Here is a 20,791-nt window from a genome sequence, read left to right on the forward strand (position 1 = left end):
TAAGCCGATGAGCAACCAATTTCATTCTACGCGTAACCAAATCTATATCAATAAATTTGATGTGGTTTCTAAAAATTATCAATTTTACCTCTACCCCTCAACGCCCTAATCTGGAATGGCAGGACACAAGAAGCCCTGCAAAACACAATTGATTAACCATTACGGATTAACCAAGTCATTAATACTAGGAATTACACATGACGGATTGTTCAAGGGGGGGATATGGCAACCAGCACTTCTGAAAATCATCAACTGTTCTCACCAACAGAAATGATGGCGGAAGCAGAGAAGTTTGCATTAAGCAAAGCAAATAAAACCAGCAGCATGACATTGAGTTTAGCAATCATGGCTGGCGCATTCATCGGGCTTGCTTTTCTATTCTACATCACGGTAACCACGGGCAGCGCTGATGCTGGATGGGGATTGAGTCGCTTAGCCGGCGGTCTTGCATTCAGTATGGGTTTGATCTTGATTGTGATTTGTGGTGGAGAGCTGTTTACCAGCTCAGTGTTATCAAGCATCTCATGGGCTAACAAGCAGATCACCTTCACTAAGATGCTGTCTATCTGGGGCAAGGTGTATGTCGGTAACTTTATCGGTGCCATGTTCCTATTAGCTTTGGTAAGCGCAGCAGGTCTGTATCAACTGGATGGCGGGCAATGGGGCTTAAACGCTCTGAACATTGCTCAACACAAGCTACACCACAGCCCTGTTCAAGCATTTGCTTTAGGTGTGCTTTGTAACTTGTTGGTGTGTTTAGCGATTTGGTTAACGTTCAGCTCTGCTAATGCAATGACCAAGGCAATGATGACCGTACTACCCGTAGCAATGTTCGTAAGCTCAGGCTTTGAACACTGTGTGGCGAATATGTTCATGGTTCCACTAGGCATCACGATTCAAGCATTCGCACCAGAAAGTTTTTGGATGCAAATTGGCGCAACACCAGCCCAGTACGCAGACCTAAACATCATGCAATTTGTCACCGCGAACTTAATACCAGTGACAATCGGCAACATCGTAGGTGGTTCAGTATTGGTCGGCTTAGCCAATTGGAGCATTTACCGTCGCCCACAACTTAAAGCAGCAAAAATTACCGCTATTACACAAACAACAGAAATTACGTCAGTTAAGGAAATTACTATGAACACAGCAACGACTATCAAGCAAATCATGAACACTCAGCCTATGACACTAAGCGTAGAAATGCCTACATCAGTGGCAATTGATTCACTTTTAGACGCTCAACTTGTTAGCGCTCCTGTTTGCGATGTTGAAGGTCGTCTGGTTGGTATCTTCTCTGTTCATGACGTAATGGTGGATCTTTGGTGCCAAGATTACATCCCAACTAAAGGCCAGAAAGTCGTAGACTTAATGAGCCGTGACGTTGTGGCTATCGATGCAAACGACAAGCTAGTAGACGTTGCTGAGTTCTTATGCATCGACAAAGAGCAACTTTACCCGACAACAAGCATGGGCTTCGCGACTCGCCTGACTTCTCTTTCTCTAGAAGAGCGTGCAAAAGCGATGAAAGTGAGCCAACCACATATGCTTCCTGTGCTAGAAAATGGCGTAATGGTGGGTGTGTTGACTCGCATTGAAGTGATGCAAGCACTACGTCCAATTTACGGCGACCGCCTAAACGTGGTTCCACAAGCTGAACTAGAAACAGCTTAACTAATCTAAAGCTGAACTATTAGGGATTAGTAGTTCAGCTAGATAAATCAGTCATGGCAACGTTGACTGGCTAGAAGTAAATGGAGGCTTAAAACGCAACTCAAGGTTTGACACAAAACAGATCTAAACGCGTGGCCATTTACCTCAATAAAAAAGGCGCAAAGTCATTACTTTGCGCCTTTCTCTATTTCTAGCTACTTGTTCTTTTTATAACTAACCTGCTAGTTGATATCGACCAAACTTTTGATGTTTCTAAAAATGTTGATACCAGTCAGCAACTATTGATAGCTAGATTACTTCTTTACACCTTCAACGTGTAGATCCATATCTACGTAGCTTGAAGCGCCCATTACTGGAATGTTGAAGTCAGCAAGCTCTAGACGAGTTGTACCAACGAAACCAGCACGCTCACCGCCCCATGGGTCTTGACCAGCACCGATGAATTCAGCTTCGATAACGATAGGCTTAGTTACGCCGTGAAGTTTAAGGTCACCCATAACTTCAAGTTTGCCGTCACCTTTATCGACCACTTTTGTGCTGTTGAATGTTGCGTCTGAGAATTTACCAGCATCGATGAAATCGCCGCTACGGATATGCTTATCACGCTCTGCGTGGTTTGAATCAAGGCTTGTAGTGTCAACCGTTACGTTTACTGTAGACGCTTCAACGTTGCTTTCATCAAATGAGAAGTCACCTGAGAATGTGTTAAAACGACCTTGGATAAAGCTGTAACCTAGGTGGCTAACTTTAAAGTTAACTGAAGCATGCGCACCTTTTGTATCAATCACGTAATCAGCGGCGTTCGCAGCGAAAGGCATTGCCATTGCAAATGCTAATCCTGTAGCGATAATTGACTGTTTCATTTTGAAGCTCCTATCATTTTTCGTAGCGTATCGTCTTTGTCGATAATGTGGTGTTTTATCGCCGCTAAGGCGTGCACTGATGCCATAATGATCAGTACCCATGCAGCATAGTAGTGAATCGTTCCTGCGAGATCAGATTGGTTTGCAAACAGTTCACCCATACTTGGTACAGTGAACCAATTGAATACGTCGATCCCGCGGCCGTCTGATGTTGAAATCAAATAACCTGAAATAAATAAAACCGCTAAGTTAATGTACATAAAGCCGTGAGCGATCTTCGCTGCAGCAACTTCATAGCTTTTACCTTCCACCTTAGGTGACACGGTAACCAATTTCCAAACCAAGCGGATAACGGTAACTGCAGCCAAAAGAATGCCTACCGAGCGGTGATAGTCTGGTGCTGTTTTGTACCACTCGCTGTAATATGAAAGATCAACCATCCACAGGCCTACACCAAATAAGCCAAATATTGCGAGTGCTGAAATCCAATGCATCGCTCTTGCTAAAGGGTTGTAATTTCTAACGTTGTTGTCCATGCATCTCTTCCGAATGTTAACGAGTGGTGAAGTTTTGCAAAGCGTACCCTACACCGAGTTTGTGTAACATAGTATTTACCAAGCTTTACATTGGTAACATCATTTCAAATTAAACGAGTTATTCAAATTATTTGAACAAGTTTGGGGTTAACATTAAATTTCAACGATTTGTTCAATCTCGTAAAGCTCATCAGAGATGTCTAACATCTTACGCTCCATCACCTTTTGAGCGTCTTCTATCCCCTTGTTGTAGTAGACCGCACCAAACTTTTTACTGATGAAGTCGACTAAGAATTCCGTGTCGAACTGACCGAGTTCTACATCAAGTTCATCTTGCATGTACTTTTGAAGGGCATGGGTAAGCTCAGACTTTTGCTTCGAATCTAATTGAATAGTCATGAATGTTTCCAAGTAAAGAGTAAGTAGATAAATCGTTATTAGCTAACTAGACTATAATCGTGGTAACTAACTAGAATTCCTCATAATTTAGAATACAGACCATTGAAGTGCCAGTGCTATCCATAAAATCACGTGGCAATGGCTAATTTTGATAGAGAGATCAAGAACTCACACTTTGACGATAGGTAACGGAGCCACAATTACCGTACTATTGCCCATCAATAAGATAGTAACCGTGTATAAGGGACTTCATTGTTATTAGATCTAGTGATTAAAAGCGTTAATCAATTTCAGGACGATTGCCTAAAGCTCTGTGAACGCCACTACCCGACAGTACACAATCAAGGGATCAGTGAGCACCATATAGGTAAGGCATTTGCCCGCCGGATGGAGCACACCTTCGTTAGTTTTAATCACGCAAGCAACATCAGCCCACTTGAAATGCTCTCCTCTGGCGAAACGCCTCGACACTTCCGAATATCTTCTGAGATAGGTACGGTTTGGATGATCAGTCATCATATGGTGAGTGCAGGGAAAACCTGTCGCAGAAAATTGATGTTGGACATCCATAATTGGCAACAAGAGTATGGATTTTCTATTCAACCGAGTGACGTTTTGATCATTGTTTCCGACCATTGGATTAGCCGAAGTAAAAACAGTGGTGAGTTATTGCATTGGTGGATGGGTGAACTCCCAGACGAGATCACTGAATATAGCCAACAAGGCATCACGCTAAGAGAGAGTGATTCTCAATTCGCCACTGAATTAAATAGTAATTTTAAAATCAGCCCTTGCTTTATTAAATTCGGACATCCTCTCAAACGGTCAGGAAATCAACAATTAGTTCGTAAATACCTGCAACTTTATGCCGTACTTCAATGGCAGTAACAATATGGGTCAACTTTTTCACTCCATCTTTAAAGTAAATAGTTAGACCTTCATCCCAATACTTTATAAGACCCAATTCAAACCCTGCCCAATAATCAATCAAAGTTTATCTTCTTTAAAATAATAACTTACACGCTCATCGTTGATATTTTGAGAAGTAGATATCATTTATATGCAAACAGAGCTGTTTGTTAATATCGTAACTTTGACATTCCCCCATAACTTAAGGCTTTGCCCCTACTTTTACCTGGTGTATTAGCGCTGAAAACATATATTGATTGACGTTGATATGAGATAGATTACTCAGGGATTAAATTCACAATAATCATTATTAATGGTGAATGATAAGTAATTTTAATGACTAATATCAATTATCATGCTGTTTTTTCGTTAATTATATTTATTTAAATATTGACTCTACAAATGAGTTTTTATTAATTGACAATTTACTTACACCTGTCAATATTGTGACAGCCGCGACATTTACGTCCGCCATTGAATAAGCCCTCTTTACTAGCGACTATGATTTTATCAGACAGAAGTGAATTTATTAGCTGTATATCCGTAGATGCTGATATGCAGTTCATTGCGAAATACCAAGACCTGACGCTTAGAAGTGTCTATCAGCCTATATTCGATTCTTCTATGACTCAAATAGGCGTGGAAGCTTTGGTGCGCATTTCAAATAACAAAGGTGATACCGTTCGTCCCGATCACTTCTTCCATTCAGACGAAACCTCATGCACAGACAAAATTAATGTAGAGAGGTTGAGCCGAGCAATTCATATCCGCAACTTTGCGCAATCAAATGTTCGTCATCTAAACCTGTTTTTGAACGTTCTTCCAAACGTAGGTGAGCTGTTTGCTGCAGAGAAAGTAAGTGACAGCTTGCTAGCCAAACGCCTTCACGAGCTCAACCTTTCGTGCGAGCAAATTGTAATGGAATTGGTTGAACTCAATGTCGAAAGCGAAGAGCGTTTAAAAGACGCAGCCCTCTCACTTGCAGATAATGGCTTTCAAATAGCAGTCGATGATTTCGGAACACAAGCATCAACCGAGCAGCGCGTTCGCCATATCAACCCTCATATAATCAAGATTGATCGCTCTGTTATGTTGGACTTTGAACAAGGTGAAACTCAAGAAATGACCTTGGTACTCGATCTTGCAACCCAAATTGGCGCAAAGACAGTGATTGAAGGCATAGAAACCCAACAACAACTCGAAGCGATGCAGAGCCTAGGCTTCGATATGTATCAAGGCTATCATTTGGCCATGCCAAAACAGATTGAGTTGGATATACGCCTCGCAATCTAGCACTGCCTCTATTTCCGACAAAGCCGCTTTACCATTGGTAAGCGGCTTTTTTAATGTTTATCTATTCGTACCCTTTGCCACTCTCACGTGTCGTCAAATCACACGTATAAAAAAGCCCAGTCAAAACTGACTGGGCTGGCTTAAAAGAATCTGTTTTATATCATTCCCTAATAACCCGCAGTGGACGGTTTGATTCTATATAGAATAGCGAACATCACTGGTACTACTATTAGCGTTAGTACTGTAGCAAAGCCTAAGCCTGCCATGATGGTAATCGCCATCGAGCCGAAAAATGCATCGAATACCAAGGGAATCATGCCCAAGATAGTCGTAAGTGCTGCCATAGATACCGGTCGTACACGACTGATCGCGCTGTCGACAACCGCTAAATATGGGTCTTTACCTGTTTGTAGCTCACTGTTGATCTGGTCAAGCAGTACGATTCCGTTCTTCAAAATCATGCCGCTTAGACTCAATAAGCCTAGGAACGCCGTGAAGCTGAATGGCATATTGGTACCTAACAAACCAATTGAAACACCAATGATAGAGAGCGGGACCGTAAACCAAATCACAAGCGGCTTGCGAACCGAGTTAAACAGAAGCATCGTGATGATAAACATCAGCAAGTAACCCATTGGCAGTGAGCCAAACAGAGATTCCTGCGCATCTTTAGAGCTTTCGTACTCACCGCCCCAGCTAATGCTGTAGCCTTCTGGTAAATCTAATCCTTCTACCTTTGGTTTCACTCGAGCAAACAGACTCGCTGGCGTTTCATCACCAAGAACATCGTGATCAGCCAATACCGTTAGCGTACGTTTTCTGTCGCGACGCTGAATCAGTGGCTCAGACCATTGAAGCTCGACGCCATCAATCACTTGCTCAACTGGGATGTAAGTTTGCAGTGATGGGCTCCAAATCTTCACATTGTTCAGTGATTCAAAGTCAAAACGCTCTTCTTCAGGCAGGCGTGCCACGATAGGTAACATGTGCGTACCATCACGCAATAAGCCTATGTTGTAACCACCAAACGCCATCTGTAGTGTCTCAGACAGATCCGCCTTTGAAATGCCAAGGCGACGTGCCTTTGATTCGTTAAACAGTGGCACGAGCTCTTTGGTGCGTTCACGCCAGTCATTGCGCACATTTCGAGAGCCAGGATCGGCAAGTAAGATATCTTCGACTTCAACCGCAATATTACGCAGTACTTGTGGATCGGCGCCGATAATACGCGCTTCAATTTTTGAAGCTGGTGACGGGCCAAACTCAATCAACTTGAATTGGAACGTCGGTTTTTCAAATTCGTTTGCTAAGTCTTTGTCTAGCGCCGCTAGAGCCTTAAACATAGTGTCACGGTCAGTCGTTCTTACTTGCAACTGGGCGTAAGCTTCGTAGCTTTTCTCTGGTTGGTATGTCAGAGCGAAACGTTGCATGCCCTGCCCAACCGTTGTGGTTACAAACTCTACGTCGTCTTGTTGACGAATGTAGCTTTCAACCTTCTCAGTCTGCTTGATCGTTTCACGAACATCGGTACCTTCTGGCATCCACATGTCGACGTAGAACATCGGTGTGTTTGATGGCGGGAAGAACTGTTGCTTCACCATACCAAAACCAACAATTGATGCAGCTAGCAGAGCAATGATGCTCACTACCGTTAACCATCTGAAGCGCAATGCTAATTTCAGAGACGCGCCGAATACAACAAACAGGATACCTTTGTAAGGGTCTTCGTTTTCATCGACCTTGTCTTCTTCTTTTAGCAACATCTCAGCAAGGAATGGCGTTAGTGTTAGTGCCGTAACCCAACTTAAGAACAATGAGAAACACAATACCCAGAACAGTGAGCCCATGAACTCGCCTGTCGCGTCTTTCGATAAACCAATCGGCGCAAAGGCTGTGATAGCGATAATGGTCGCACCTAACAATGGCCATTGTGTTTGCTTCACGATGTCTTTCGCTGCTTGAAGCTTGGTTTTGCCTTTCTTCAAGCCAACCAAAATACCTTCAACGACAACAATCGCGTTATCCACCAGCATACCCAGTGCGATGATCAAAGCACCCAACGAGATACGGTGCAGTTCAACATCGTTGTAGTCCATCAAGATGAAGGTACCGAACACCGTCAGTAGCAGTACTAAACCGATGATCAAACCACTACGTAAGCCCATTGCGAACAGAAGTACGATGATAACAATCGCTACCGCTTCAACGAGGCTGATTAAGAAGTCAGCGACTGATTTGTCTACTTCTTGCGCTTGGTTATAGAAGTAATTCAACTCAACACCGGCTGGCTTAATGCTTTCTAAGCGCTCAAGTTCCGCATCAAGCGCATTACCAATCTCAACCACGTTTACGCCTGAAGAGAAAGCAATACCTAAGTTGATCGCTGGTTTACCATTGTACGTTAATACATTGCCCGGCTTTTCTTGAATACCACGAGTCACTTCAGCGACATCTTTCAAACGAATGAGGTTACCCGTATCACGACCATGAATGATCAGGTTTTCTAGCTCTTCAACCGTGCTCAATGTGCCGTTTGGCTTGATCGCTAGGCTTTGACCATTTAGCATCACCTCGCCCGCTGATACCACACTGTTTTGTTGTGCGAGCAGTGATGTCACAGTCGACATATCTAAGTTCAATGCGGCTAAACGTTCTAGTGACATCTCAACGAACAGTTGCTCTTGTTGATCACCGGCAATACTTACCTTGCCGACCCCTTCAACCAGTTCAATTTCGCGAGTTAGATAATCTGCGTACTGTTTTAGCTCTACGTAATCATAGCCATCACCTGTCAACATGATCATCACGCCAAACACATCACCAAAATCATCGATGATCTGGACAGAGTTAACACCACTAGGCAGCGTTGGCTGTAGATCGTTGATCTTTCGACGCATTTCATCCCAGATTTGTGGTAGCTCATCCGGACCGTAATCCATCTTCATGCTAACCATAATTTGAGACATACCATTCGATGAGGTCGATGTGATCTTATCGATGTAAGGGAGCTGTCTTATCTCTTTTTCAAGCGGGTAAGTCAGTTCTTCTTCAACTTCCATAGACGTAGCGCCAGGGTAAGTTGAAATAATCATTGCATCTTTAATGGTAAAAGCTGGGTCTTCTAAACGGGATAGATTACCAAAAGACGTCACACCGCCAATGGCCAAAATGACGAGAAACAGCCAGCTGATTACTTTGTTCTTTATTGAATATTCTGCGATGTTCATTCTGCTTTTCCTGACAATTGGATTCCGTCACGGAGTTTTCTTAGATTTGAATTTACGAGTACGTCACCTTGCTCAACGCCATGAGCGATTAATGCGCCTTGGCCACTGATCTTGTCGACTTCTACTTCGCTTTTGAATGCTTGTCCGTCTTCCATTTTCCACACGTAAAATTGGTTCGCTTCAGCGCCTGCTTGTAGTGTCGTCATCGGCAACTGGTAGCCTTGAACATCACTTAGGCCTGCTTTTGCCATGTCGACATTTACTGTAACGCTCGTACCCGGCAGAATTTCACTTTCAGGTTGTTGCATCTGCATCCAAAACTCGTATGTACGTGATTGTGGGTGCAATTCACTGGTGTGCTCTAGATACGTCAGAGGATATTCTCTAGAGTTACCACCAAAGGTCGCTTCAGGGCGGTAGCTACTTGAACGCATGTCAGGACTGATCGACGCTAAGATCGAATCGGATACTTGGATTCGTACGTAGACCTTATCGTTCTGGTACAAACTAAGAAGCGTTTCACCTGGTGTCGTGTTTTCAAAACGCTGTTTATCAACCGTTGAAACTGTTCCTGGGAATGGCGCTAAAAGCTCCGTGTAACTTAGCTTGCGTTTTGCAGCCGCCAAATTCGCCGACGCCAGCTTGTAGTTAGCAGTCAGTTGATCGTGTTCTGATTGCGATAACATCTCACTGCCAAACATCTCCGTACCACGGGCCAACTGCTTGCTCGCCAGTTTAAATTGAGATTTAGCATCAGTAAGATCTTGGAGGTACGTTGCGTTATCTAAGGTTGCTAATAGTTGCCCTTTTTCGACGTTATCACCCGCTTCTACTAATACTTGTTGAATCTCACCTGATAGCTTAAATGCCAAAGGAGTCAATTCAGCTGGCATCACCTGTCCATTGAAACTTCTGAACTGATTAGTCAGCGGCGCGCCAACTTCAAAGGTAGACACCAACAAAGGCGGTTGTTCACGGTGTACAGCTTCATTGTTACAGGCTTGAAGTAACAGAGCCGACGCGACAACGACTGATAATTTTGAAAGGTTCATTAAATACCGCCCTCACGAAGCCAAGCTTTTACTTGTTGTCCGTCTGATAACACATCGACACCTGCTTCAACAATAAGGTCGCCAGACGACAATCCGTCGATAACCTTGCCTTGCTCATCAAGAAGGACTTGTACTTTAGAAATCAGTTGAGAGTCAGGGTTATAACGCCATAGTTCACCATGGCCTGCGTCTTTGTTTAACCAAGCTGAATCCACAATACCAATGCCATAGTCAGATTTACTTTTCTGAACTTCAACTTGCGCTGTCATGCCAGAAAGTAGATTGATGCCTTCTGGCTTTTCGATAGACACAACCGCTTGGTAGCTGTTGGTGTCTTCATCTGGTTGCGTTGAGATTTCTTTAAAGCGAGTCGGGATACGAATGCCGCGGTGGCTGTCCATCACAACCCACATGTTTGAGCTCGTTAGGTCTTGAATAGAACGGTCTTCAAGCTTTGATACTGGAATTGAAAACGTCACATCCATTTCACTGTGATTCAAGATATTCAGTACAGGCTGCTTTTCTGCAATCAATTGATATTGCTTTCCAAACACCATCGATACCACACCATCGAATGGAGCAACTAAGGTAGTGTAGCCAAGGTTTGTTTTTGCTTGATCCAACTCAACTTCAGCGGCAGTAAAGGTGTTCACGGCTTGGTCGTAGTAATCGGTACTGACCAGCTTTTTTGCATACAACTCAGAAGCTTGTTTGTATTGGCTGTTTGCAAGATCAAATTTAGCTTGGGCTGCGTCAACGGCAATACTGTAATCCGTCGCGTCTAATACGGCTAACACCTGACCTTTCTTCACTTCTTGTCCCATACGAATATCGAATGTTTCTATATCGCCACCCACTTGGAAAGAAAGTGCCGCACGGTCGGTTGCATCAACCTTTGCAATGAAGCTATCAAGATCAATATCAGTCTGTTGCGGGATTTCGAACAGCTTTACAGGCTTGATTACCTGCTCATTTTCCTCTGACTGAACTTTGTCACATCCAGTTAGAGAGCCTGCGAGCAATAGTGCTGCAATAACAGCTCCCATGCGCTTGCTCGATATGGCATTGATAGACAAATTGGACTGCATGATGTCTCTCCATTTAATTATTATAATTTATTACACAGATGGGCAGTATATTTAATATTAAAGAATTCTCAAGCTTTACTTTCCACTTGTGCAGTATTTTTTATTTCAGTAAAAACAGTGTAGAATGTGGTAATCAGGTAAATATGTGAAATGAAGATGACTGAAAAGAAACAAGGTAGAAGAAGCGCGAAAGATGCTGAAGAGACGAGATTTTTGATCATGGGTGTTGCCGCGGATATGTTCTGTGAGCATGGTTATGATAGCGTTTCGCTTCGTAACATTAGTGAGAAAGCAGGCGTATCGCATAGCCTTATTCGCCATCATTTTGGTAGCAAAGAAAAGATCTGGCATGCTATAAGCGATTGTTTACACGACTATTTTCAGTCTTATATTGCTAAGATAATGGAAGAACTACCAAAAGGTATTGCGCCGAATATTTCGATTTATTTATTCGCTATGCGCTTGTTTACTAATATGATTCACTCACGCAGACCAATGCAACTTCTCTCAGATTCAGTGCGTCAAGAAGATAACTTGGTTGATTACTTTATCGATAACGTTGGTGATGTTGAGAAAGAAATTAATGGACTGGCGAAACAATATAACGACGCCAATCCAGATAATCTGATCAACATTTACGAAGTAAAATGGCAAATGATCATCTACGCGAACGCCGCGGTGTGCCTAACACCGTTCATGGAGAGTACGTGGAATGAAGGCGACATGGTCACCTCCCCCGAAGAGTCCTTAATCAAGCATTGGCAACTATTCAACTCACAAATGGTAAGTAAATTTAGAATCGAAGAGCAATGGGTGCTAAACCCAACTAGCTTAGAAGAACTGATTTACGAAGTGCCCTGTGTATGGAAGTGCAATCAAGAACATAATTAACCCAGTATTTTTATCTGCATTGGTCATAAATTGATTTACTTGAAACAAAAATGCGCCGTTACAGAGCCAACTGTAACGGCGCATTTTTATATGTATAGAATTTTAAACTGGAGCATGTTCCAGTTTGTTAACGACGTGCTTTACCGCGGTTTTGGTGAATCTTAAGCTTTGCTTTCATCTTACGTTTTTCTGATGAACGACTCTTACTGCGACCACCGCGCTCTGGTGCTAGATCTTTTTCTAGGCTAGGTTCAAAGCCTTCTAGCCACTCTTGAGGCAAGCGCGTATCAAGCAGTCGCTCAATGTCACCCAATAAGTAAGCTTCATCCTGACTCATCAACGAAATCGCTAAACCGCTGTTACCTGCGCGACCAGTACGTCCGATACGGTGAACGTAATCTTCAGCTTTGTATGGCATGTCATAGTTTACAACTTGTTCTAACTGCTGGATATCAATACCACGAGCTGCTACGTCGGTTGCGATCAACGCACGAACTTTGCCTGATTTGAAATCGTCTAATGCTTTTTGACGCGCACCCTGGCTCTTATCACCATTGATTGACGCCGCTTTAATACCGTCTAACTTAAGCTCTTTAACGAGAGCGTCGGTGCCCTGCTTAGTCTTTGTAAACACCAACACTTGTTGCCAGTTTTTTGAGCCAATCAAATACGCCAATAATTCACTTTTTCGCGACTTATCTACCGGATAAACCATCTGTGTTACGGTTTCAGCGGTGCTGTTTTTTGGCGTAACTTGAATTTCACTTGGCTTCTGCATCATACGATGCGCAATCGCTTTGATTTTGTTATCAAACGTTGCAGAGAAGAACAGCGTTTGACGCACTTCGTTCATGCGAGAAAGAATACGTTTGATGTCAGGCATGAAACCCATATCTAACATACGGTCAGCTTCGTCTAGCACCAGCACTTCCGTTTGGCTCAACATGATGTTCCTAGTAAACATATGGTCAATAAGACGACCAGGCGTCGCAACAAGAATATCAGCGCCTCCACGTAGGTTATCAGTTTGAACCTTCATGCTAACGCCGCCGTAAGCCACCACAACTTTGATGTTGGTGCCCTTTGCGTAGCTAGTTAAGTTATCAAACACCTGCTGTGCCAATTCACGAGTTGGTACTAATACAAGCGCACGAACGAGCTTCGGGTTTGGAATAACGTTGTCTTTCGTCTCGATTAACCTTTGAATAATCGGTAAACCAAACGCAGCCGTTTTACCCGTACCCGTTTGAGCACCCGCCAGTACATCTTTGCCTTCTAATACCAATGGAATCGCTTGTTCTTGAACACTGGTTGGAGCCGTAAAGTTAAGCTCTGATAGCGTAGCAAGAAGGTGCTCAGACAATCCTAGTTGGTTAAAAGATTTAGTAGATTCAGACATAGTATGATGCTCAAAGATTAAATAGGCGCGGATTGTAGCAAACCTGCATTACGCTGTTTACCTTTCCTTGTGATTTTTCTTCATTTGAAGCGCATTAAACTGCTTCGCTTCTTCTAAAACATTGGGATAAAGCTCATAAAAGTGACACTGCAACGTATCATAGTGACGTTCGAGATCATCGTAACATGCCTCGAGCATACCGAACTTTGGTCTTCTCAAAGCCATTCGCTGCAATACCACCTCGATTGATGACATGTCTTGATAGCTCTCTAACCATCTATGCTCAGCCATTTTCTGATGAACCATAACGAAATTTTCTGGCCAGTGTGGCTCTTGATTTTCAAAGATCTGCTCATGGCTATCGAAACAAAAACGTTCTAATGTCTGCTGCGAGAACTGAGCCCAATGATTGGCTAAGCAGTGATCCCAAAATACATCGAGTGCGATAGGCGCAAAGCGTCGTGTTTGGTCTGAAAAGAGAGATTTTGCAGAGCGAGAAACATCATGACGATCAGTATAGCTATCAACAAATCGATGAAGCCTAATGCCGTCAGAGAGTGAATCCGAATACTGTTTATTGGGGTTGCCTTTCACAAAATCACCCAACAGGTTACCTGCTAAGTTGCTGTTACAGTGCTTGGCGATGTGAAGGTGTGCAAGAAAGTTCATTGAACCTCATTAAAGTATCGAGAACTAAGTAACATGGTAAACGTACTCGTTTGTCTTCGCGAACTTTAATGAGGATAGTTTTGATATGACGTGTGAGCGAATGAGATTTGCTCAGTCTAAGAATTGTCTATTTTGAGAACATTGAACTCTAACATCTTAACTAAGGAAAACCTTAGTTAGAAGATTTGAAAAGTTCTTCTGCTAATTGTTTAACTGTCTGTTCATAGTCAGACAAGTCAATGCCAATTTCCATAGCATCTAACAACTCAAGACTTTCGTCATTATAAGATTGGTCACTCATTGTGCCCCCTCTATTCCTTGGTGTGGACATGATGTCCTGTTAACTAGTGCACCATCTTGGACTTATATTATGTCACTTTGATGAACGCACTCTACTCTACCCATTCCATATTTATAGCTTGAAGCTACTCGCGATCATTAGCGCTTTCTTTACGCTAAAGGGGTATACGCGAACGACATATGTACTGCCACCTTACACCAAGTACAACTGATTACTCTACAAATTTTGAAGCAGATCATAGTCAAACGTTTGCTTCTCCCTTTTCAACACCTAACCCTCAAATGAATGTAAATTAATATTTACAGTGCATATTTTTAATTACATTAGATATTGCATTTGGAATTAAACTCAATCAGAATACTTAAAAATCGAGATATTCTTTGGGTTTATGCGCTTAAGCTAGAAGAATTACAATGAAAATACACCCTAACGTAAAGAATTATATACAATGAATAAATCAAAGGTTTTTGGTAGTACTTTGATCATTGCAGGCACAACGATTGGTGCTGGCATGCTCGCTCTTCCACTTGCTTCTGCAGGTATTGGCTTTTCAACTTCACTTTTCTTAATGCTGGGTTTGTGGGCTTTAATGGCATTCACTGCCTTATTAATGGTCGAGCTTCACCAATTCGCAGAATCTGATGCAACCCTACACACCTTAGCTCATACAATTTTAGGGACGAAAGGAAAGTGGATCGCGAGCTTCGCAGTGATGTTTCTGTTTTACGCTTTATGCGCTGCATACATCGCGGGCGGTGGCGCTCAGTTTAACCAACGTATTTCAGATATCGCGGGCATTGAACTCAATGGCCAAGTCACGACCCTTCTATTTACCCTGCTGGTTGCAGGCGTTGTGACGATTGGTACACACAGTGTCGATAAAGTTAACCGCGTTTTATTTGGCTTGAAGCTGGTTGCAATGGTTCTGGTACTGAGCTTCCTAGCGCCTAACATCACTTCTCAATACTTGCTGAGCATGCCTTTACAACAAGGTCTGATTGTTGCAGCTATCCCGGTTGTGTTCACCTCTTTCGGTTTCCACGGCAGCATCCCATCGATCGTTCGATACCTAGATGGCGACGTTCGCTCTCTACGCAAGGTAATGATTGTTGGTTCTGCGCTACCTCTGGTTATCTACGTATTCTGGCAGAGCGTCACTTTGGGCGTAGTAAGCCAAGAACAACTGTTGTCAGACACAAGCTTGGGTGCACTTTTAGTTTCGCTTTCGCAAACCGTTCATCAATCAAATCTAAGCGTAATCGTAGGCGTGTTCGCTGACCTTGCTCTTCTTACCTCATTTATTGGCGTGAGCTTAGGTCTATTCGAATTTATGGGTGACTCGCTAAGCAAAAAACTAGGCAGTGCAAAGCGCGTTAAAACCGCTGTTATCACCTTCTTACCGCCTTTAGGCTTCGCCCTGTTTTACCCACAAGGTTTTATCATGGCGTTGGGTTATGCTGCGATTGCACTTTCAGTGCTGGCGATTCTTCTACCTACCGTAATGGTATACAAAGTTCGCTACACAGATTTCTCGGTAAAATCTCATGGTACTGAAGCGACTTACCAGGTGTTGGGTGGAAGCAAAGCGTTATTTTTAGCGGGTAGCATTGGCGTATTTATCATTGCCATTCAAATCCTTATATCAGTAGGCCTATTACCGTCTTTGGGCTAGTAAACCCATACAGGATATAAATACTTGATTGAGATCTCATAAATGACATGTTGCTATCATTAATTTTCACAATTAGTCGATTGATATCACATTTTTATTGAGGTCGGTTATTTAGAGTCCACGGTAAAGGATTTACCGTGGAGTTTTTATGAAAGAAGTACAATTTCGAACGATAGACAAACTGTTTATTAAAATGTCTATCAACGATAAGTTTTGGGTCATTTTCTTAATCTTTTTCGCCGCTGTGGCGAGCCTAGCTGGACTCAACTACGTCAATAAAATGGAACAAATTGACGCAAGTGCAAAACAGCAAGTTGAGTATCAACTCAAAGGTATTTTATCAGCGTCAGATTCCCCTGCCTCTGTTCGTACTGTTAGCCAACAAACTCGTCCTCAAGAGACCATCATTTCGAACAATGGCACGGTTACCGCAACGGCTATTGGACAAGATGGTAATTATTACTCTCTTACCGTCTCAAACAACGATACACAAAACCAAAAGCAGCAAGCACTGTACACTTTATTACTCAGTCTTTTATGGTGTGTACCTTTTGGTCTTTTCTGTTACTGGGTAGCGACCTTCTTAGGTGGTGCGCTGTGGGTACTTTATTCAACCACTCAAAAGATTGGTGATGGTGACTTAACTTCACGCCTTGGCTTCCATCCTGGCCGTGACGAATTCGGCACAATTGGTTGTGCTCTTGACCGTTCAATGGACACGCTCAGTGAGTTAGTTAACAACGTAAACCACAGTGCAGCAACCCTAAGTGAAACGTCGGCTTCTTTCGAAACAGAGATGAAGCGCAGCGAAACACAAATCATGAGCCAAAACGCATCTCTAGATTCGGTTGCTACTGCAATGGACCAGATGACCGCATCTGCTAATGAAGTGTCTAACATCTCTGCACGTTCAACAGAGCAAACAGAGCAAGACGCACAGCAGATCAACGACAGCCACGCGAAGGTTCAACAAGCAATCTCAGAAATCACCACCCTTTCTTCTTTGATTGAACAAACCTCATCTTCTGTGACCAGCTTGAATGTGAACACGAGCCAAATTAACGAAGTCATCACGACGATCAACGCAATTTCAGAACAAACCAACTTACTGGCTTTGAACGCTGCGATTGAAGCCGCTCGTGCGGGCGAACAAGGTCGTGGTTTCGCTGTTGTTGCTGATGAAGTAAGAACACTCGCAAGTCGCACTCAGTCAGCTACCGTTGAGATCCAAGCGATGATTGAGCGCTTACAACAAGAGAGTCAAAATATTGCAAAGATCACAGAGCAAACGGTCGATCAGGCGCAAACCAGTAGCCAGCTGATTTCTAACATTGGTCACGACGTAAACTCGATTGCAGATTCTGCACAAGCGCTGATGGACATGAGTATCCAGATTGCAACATCAGCCGATGAACAAAGCAACGTTGCCAATACGATTGCAGCAGAACTTAACGATATTCGCAGCCAATCCGATGTGATTAAAGACGTCGCTCAGAATTCGTCAAATGGTGTATCTAGACTAACGGAAGCGTCGGTTTCTCTGTCTCAGACGTTGGCGCGATACCGCACTTAAGGATCAGCAGGCTAACTAGCGGCGTGAATTGAAAATAAACTAATGAGGACTCGTAATGGGTCCTTTTTTTGACTTTTGTTTAATAACATTACAAGAACCATGGTCAATAACGATGACATTATCAATTACCATGAAGCAAGTCGCAAAGGAGAGATTAAGAAGTGTCAGAACTGTCTAATATTCGAGCTTAGGAGTAATCTAATTGAACGGGTCTTTTTTCGCTTACCCTCTTGCTGCAGGTGACACATAATGAATAAAACAGAAACACAAAACACCGACGACATTACATGCCCTTTATGCCAACATGACGAGTATCTGCTTTCAGAAAGTGGAGAAAAGTTTACTTGTGCATCTTGCGGTTTCCATACCAAACAATTCAGTAAGGTAGTCAGTCTTCAACTAGGCTCTACCCCACCAAAGCTGCAGAATTCGATATACCACCATTTGAGCAGTGCTTGCCATTAATCCAAACTGAAATTTCTTCTAAACTGTAGATATCCTGAGCCGCGAGTTCTAATGAGTCGGCTTCGGGATCTACGATTGCTTCATCAATACTCGGGCGTAATCGAAACGATTGGATACCCGCACGAACACCAGCCTCAATCCCTTTTAACGTATCATCCACGTAGATGCACTCATTTGGTAGAAAGCCCATATTCATGGCCGTGTACATGATTAGATCAGGTTCTGGCTTCCAACTGTTAGCATCAAAAGCTGAGAACACTTTACCTTTAAAATCATCGAGCATGCCTGTCATCGCCAATGAAGATTCAACTCTAGATTTCGGTGCATTGGAAGCGATACAAAACTCAATGTCTTGTTGTTTGAGGAATTCAATAAGTTCGATAGCGCCGTCCATCGGCTTTAAATGACGCTGAAACAATGCTTCTAATTCGATCCGGTATAACGGTTCTAGTGTATCAATTGAGATAGATAAGCCTAAACGCGCTTGCGTATCCATTAAGATGTCGGCCAGCTTCCCACCTTGGAAGTGCGCATAACAGTCGTTGACGTTCAACTTCGCCCCAAAGCCAGTGAAAACGTTTACCAAAGCTTGGCAGCACAGCTTTTCACTGTCGATAAGTGTTCCGTCACAATCGAAAATTACACATTTAGTCTGTTCTAACCGCATAGGTATCTCACTAAGATTGAATCCAAGCTTTATCCTATAGTGTTCTTTCAATGCGCGAGATGATTGAGGTAACAGTTTGCGGACACAGGCTTATTTCTCTTCGCGAAATATGGAGTTGATCACTTTATCGCTCAGCATAAGCAACAGTTTTCATCAAATTAACCGAGATCCTACGAAATCAAATACTGCGAGGTTTACATAAGCGACTCAATTTCAGGGGAAAATATAAATCACCACTTCCTAGCCGGATCCTGATGACTAGATAAAAAACCAAGACGTATAAACGATTAAGATAGACCGAGACTTAGCTAACAACCGACTCTTCAAAAACCTTAGCTTCAAGCGAACGTGAAATCGCATATTCCACAGTTCCAGTATCAGGATACGAATCTCGGATAGCGACAAACTCGGGTAAGTGTTTCAGTAGCAATTTCGTTAGCTGAGGATCAAACTGGTAGCCACACTCTCGCTCGAAAAAATCGACTACCATATCTAACGGCCACGGTTCTTTGTAGCAACGAGCACTAAGCAGCGCATCAAAAACGTCGGCTGCGGCAGTGATGCGAGCAAACAGGTGAATTTCATCTCCCACTTTGCCATTCGGGTATCCTGTTCCATCCCAGCGCTCGTGATGTTCGTTAGCAATGATTGCCGCGAGGTTGGTAATATCACCCGCTCCGCTCTTCAGTAAGTTATAGCCAGCCGTAGTATGAAGCTTCATCACCTCCCACTCTTGGTCGGTTAATTTACCAGGTTTATCCAAGATCGATTCAGGGACAGAAATCTTACCCACATCGTGCATCGGGCTGATGATCTCAATCATCTCGACCTCGCGATGGCTCAAGCCACGATACTTAGCGAGCAATGAGGATAACTTGGCTACACGCTTAACGTGATTACCGGTTTCGCCAGAGCGGGTTTCAATCGCCTCGCCGAGAACATGAATCATATCCTTTTGGATATTCAAGGTCTGTTTCTGAAGCTTTAAGATTCGTTTGTTCTTATTGGCCAACTCTTTCTTTTGGCGCAGAGTGACAAATTGCATCAAGATGATCAGGCTCAAACCCGCAATCACCATCGACAGCCCCATTAACAACTGGAAGTTTTTGCGAATAAAGGAAGAAGGTTCGTTAATGAATACCGCTTCATCAGGTAATGCGTTGGCACTAATCCCGTATCGTTTCATTGCAGGGTAGTTGAATACAAAACGTTTGTTATCTCCGGGAGTTAACGGTTCTGCAAAACCGAGAGGAAGGTATTTGTCTAGCGCATCAACTGCCTCCTCACCCATGCTTTGTGAGTGATTCACATAACCACCGAGAACATCGCCCGAAATATAAAACTGCCACAATGCGAACACTGGTGCAGCACTCGCTTTTGACAAGGTATCCGCAATCTCTTGGTAAGTGTGGTAAACCCCTTGTTTCAACTCAGTGTTGTAATGACTGAGCAATACCGCATCGTCTGCAGAGATTCCTTCCAAAAACTGGCTTGTATGCTCCAGCGAGAGATCGCGAATTTCTATGAGGTTAATATTTGGAAATTCAGCCATCATTCTGTTCATTTCATTATGAATCAATTCAGACGTGACACTGTAATCATTTACAAAATAGAGGTTCTTTAGATTAGGCCTTAATTTGGAGATCAGCTTAATATTAAGGTCTATCTGATCGTTCTCGTAAAGCACAGTTGCTCTGTCAGACACCGCGTACATGTCAGTACTGAAGTCATTGATGCCGGCAGCAACGACAGGTGTGGAGCGATCAATCAAATTAGGCAGAGATTCAAGAAAATTGGCCGCATTATCGTCCGTCGCAATTACGCCATCAAACTTATAACCTGCATATTTCGCACGTAAGTAGTTCGCGAGAGAGTCATAGTACTCTGGGCTGTGGACACGCTTTGAATCCAAATACTCGATTGAGAGTTTAACTTCGGTTTGAGACTGGCTGAACGCACTGTCTATCCCTTTTTGGAAATCAGCGGTCCATTGGTAAGAAGGTTCGTATGAGTGTAAAACTAGGATACGTTTGATATCCCAGTCGTTAGCAAAACTGAGTGAAGAATAAGCGCTAGTACACAATACAGCGATTGAGATCAATAGCTTGTACAT

At 43.1% G+C, this 20,791-nt stretch carries 17 protein-coding genes; 6 read left to right on the forward strand and 11 right to left on the reverse strand.

Annotated features, from left to right (window positions below; all coding sequences use genetic code 11):
* Positions 1 to 222 precede the first annotated feature (222 nt).
* Positions 223 to 1,674: a formate transporter FocA gene (gene focA, locus BCU34_RS20565; RefSeq protein WP_076651292.1), complete on the forward strand. Its 1,452-nt coding sequence runs from the start codon at positions 223 to 225 to the stop codon at positions 1,672 to 1,674.
* A 293-nt stretch (positions 1,675 to 1,967) separates the two neighbouring features.
* Here the strand turns inward: focA and BCU34_RS20570 are convergent, their stop codons facing one another.
* The 3 genes from BCU34_RS20570 to BCU34_RS20580 form a co-directional block, all read right to left on the reverse strand.
* On the reverse strand, positions 1,968 to 2,537 hold the full coding sequence (locus BCU34_RS20570) for a YceI family protein (protein WP_102433336.1): 570 nt from the start codon (positions 2,535 to 2,537) through the stop codon (positions 1,968 to 1,970).
* Entirely contained in the window at positions 2,534 to 3,073 is a 540-nt protein-coding gene (locus BCU34_RS20575) for a cytochrome b (protein ID WP_102433335.1), read from the reverse strand. The genes BCU34_RS20570 and BCU34_RS20575 overlap by 4 nt, the downstream gene beginning before the upstream one ends.
* A 153-nt stretch (positions 3,074 to 3,226) precedes the next feature.
* Positions 3,227 to 3,472 (reverse strand): DUF2164 domain-containing protein, encoded by a 246-nt coding sequence (locus tag BCU34_RS20580; RefSeq protein WP_065675359.1) that lies wholly within the window; start codon positions 3,470 to 3,472, stop codon positions 3,227 to 3,229.
* Between the two features lie 252 nt (positions 3,473 to 3,724).
* Between BCU34_RS20580 and BCU34_RS20585 the strand changes: the two genes are divergently transcribed.
* Both BCU34_RS20585 and BCU34_RS20590 read left to right on the forward strand, forming a co-directional pair.
* On the forward strand, positions 3,725 to 4,360 hold the full coding sequence (locus BCU34_RS20585; RefSeq protein WP_102433334.1) for a hypothetical protein: 636 nt from the start codon (positions 3,725 to 3,727) through the stop codon (positions 4,358 to 4,360).
* Between the two features lie 576 nt (positions 4,361 to 4,936).
* Entirely contained in the window at positions 4,937 to 5,674 is a 738-nt protein-coding gene (locus BCU34_RS20590; protein WP_102478855.1) for an EAL domain-containing protein, read from the forward strand.
* A 167-nt stretch (positions 5,675 to 5,841) separates the two neighbouring features.
* Here BCU34_RS20590 and BCU34_RS20595 read toward each other — a convergent pair whose 3' ends face one another.
* Genes BCU34_RS20595 through BCU34_RS20605 form a run of 3 tightly spaced genes read right to left on the reverse strand, consistent with a single transcriptional unit; the run spans position 5,842 to position 11,041 of the window.
* Complete coding sequence (locus BCU34_RS20595) at positions 5,842 to 8,901, reverse strand: efflux RND transporter permease subunit (protein ID WP_102478854.1); 3,060 nt, start codon at positions 8,899 to 8,901, stop codon at positions 5,842 to 5,844.
* Positions 8,898 to 9,953: an efflux RND transporter periplasmic adaptor subunit gene (locus BCU34_RS20600; protein ID WP_102478853.1), complete on the reverse strand. Its 1,056-nt coding sequence runs from the start codon at positions 9,951 to 9,953 to the stop codon at positions 8,898 to 8,900. The genes BCU34_RS20595 and BCU34_RS20600 overlap by 4 nt, the downstream gene beginning before the upstream one ends.
* Positions 9,953 to 11,041, reverse strand: coding sequence for an efflux RND transporter periplasmic adaptor subunit (locus BCU34_RS20605; RefSeq protein WP_102478852.1), 1,089 nt, complete (start codon positions 11,039 to 11,041; stop codon positions 9,953 to 9,955). Before BCU34_RS20605 ends, BCU34_RS20600 begins: the two co-directional genes overlap by 1 nt.
* A gap of 150 nt (positions 11,042 to 11,191) precedes the next feature.
* Here BCU34_RS20605 and BCU34_RS20610 point away from each other — a divergent pair, with 150 nt between their 5' ends.
* The gene (locus BCU34_RS20610; protein WP_102480545.1) at positions 11,192 to 11,932 is read left to right on the forward strand and encodes a TetR/AcrR family transcriptional regulator; all 741 of its coding nucleotides are present in this window, start codon (positions 11,192 to 11,194) and stop codon (positions 11,930 to 11,932) included.
* A 127-nt stretch (positions 11,933 to 12,059) separates the two neighbouring features.
* Here BCU34_RS20610 and BCU34_RS20615 read toward each other — a convergent pair whose 3' ends face one another.
* From BCU34_RS20615 to BCU34_RS20625, 3 genes are all read right to left on the reverse strand, one after another.
* A complete protein-coding gene (locus tag BCU34_RS20615; protein ID WP_108145169.1) occupies positions 12,060 to 13,331 on the reverse strand; it encodes a DEAD/DEAH box helicase in 1,272 nt (423 codons plus the stop codon).
* A gap of 57 nt (positions 13,332 to 13,388) precedes the next feature.
* Positions 13,389 to 14,000, reverse strand: a complete 612-nt coding sequence (locus tag BCU34_RS20620) for an ACP phosphodiesterase (protein ID WP_102478502.1) — start codon at positions 13,998 to 14,000, stop codon at positions 13,389 to 13,391.
* Positions 14,001 to 14,172: 172 nt separating this feature from the next.
* A complete protein-coding gene (locus tag BCU34_RS20625; RefSeq protein WP_017059831.1) occupies positions 14,173 to 14,301 on the reverse strand; it encodes a hypothetical protein in 129 nt (42 codons plus the stop codon).
* Between the two features lie 448 nt (positions 14,302 to 14,749).
* Here BCU34_RS20625 and BCU34_RS20630 point away from each other — a divergent pair, with 448 nt between their 5' ends.
* Both BCU34_RS20630 and BCU34_RS20635 read left to right on the forward strand, forming a co-directional pair.
* The gene (locus BCU34_RS20630; RefSeq protein ID WP_102478503.1) at positions 14,750 to 15,973 is read left to right on the forward strand and encodes an aromatic amino acid transport family protein; all 1,224 of its coding nucleotides are present in this window, start codon (positions 14,750 to 14,752) and stop codon (positions 15,971 to 15,973) included.
* Positions 15,974 to 16,121: 148 nt separating this feature from the next.
* Entirely contained in the window at positions 16,122 to 17,546 is a 1,425-nt protein-coding gene (locus BCU34_RS20635) for a methyl-accepting chemotaxis protein (RefSeq protein WP_048662013.1), read from the forward strand.
* A 406-nt stretch (positions 17,547 to 17,952) separates the two neighbouring features.
* Here the strand turns inward: BCU34_RS20635 and BCU34_RS20640 are convergent, their stop codons facing one another.
* Together BCU34_RS20640 and BCU34_RS20645 are read right to left on the reverse strand one after the other, a co-directional pair.
* Positions 17,953 to 18,678, reverse strand: a complete 726-nt coding sequence (locus tag BCU34_RS20640) for an HAD-IA family hydrolase (protein WP_048660219.1) — start codon at positions 18,676 to 18,678, stop codon at positions 17,953 to 17,955.
* A 304-nt stretch (positions 18,679 to 18,982) separates the two neighbouring features.
* Positions 18,983 to 20,791: an HD domain-containing phosphohydrolase gene (locus BCU34_RS20645; RefSeq protein ID WP_102478504.1), complete on the reverse strand. Its 1,809-nt coding sequence runs from the start codon at positions 20,789 to 20,791 to the stop codon at positions 18,983 to 18,985.

It is taken from the genome of Vibrio sp. 10N.286.45.E10, from assembly GCF_002874195.2.
In the GTDB taxonomy this organism is placed as follows: Bacteria; Pseudomonadota; Gammaproteobacteria; order Enterobacterales; family Vibrionaceae; genus Vibrio; species Vibrio crassostreae.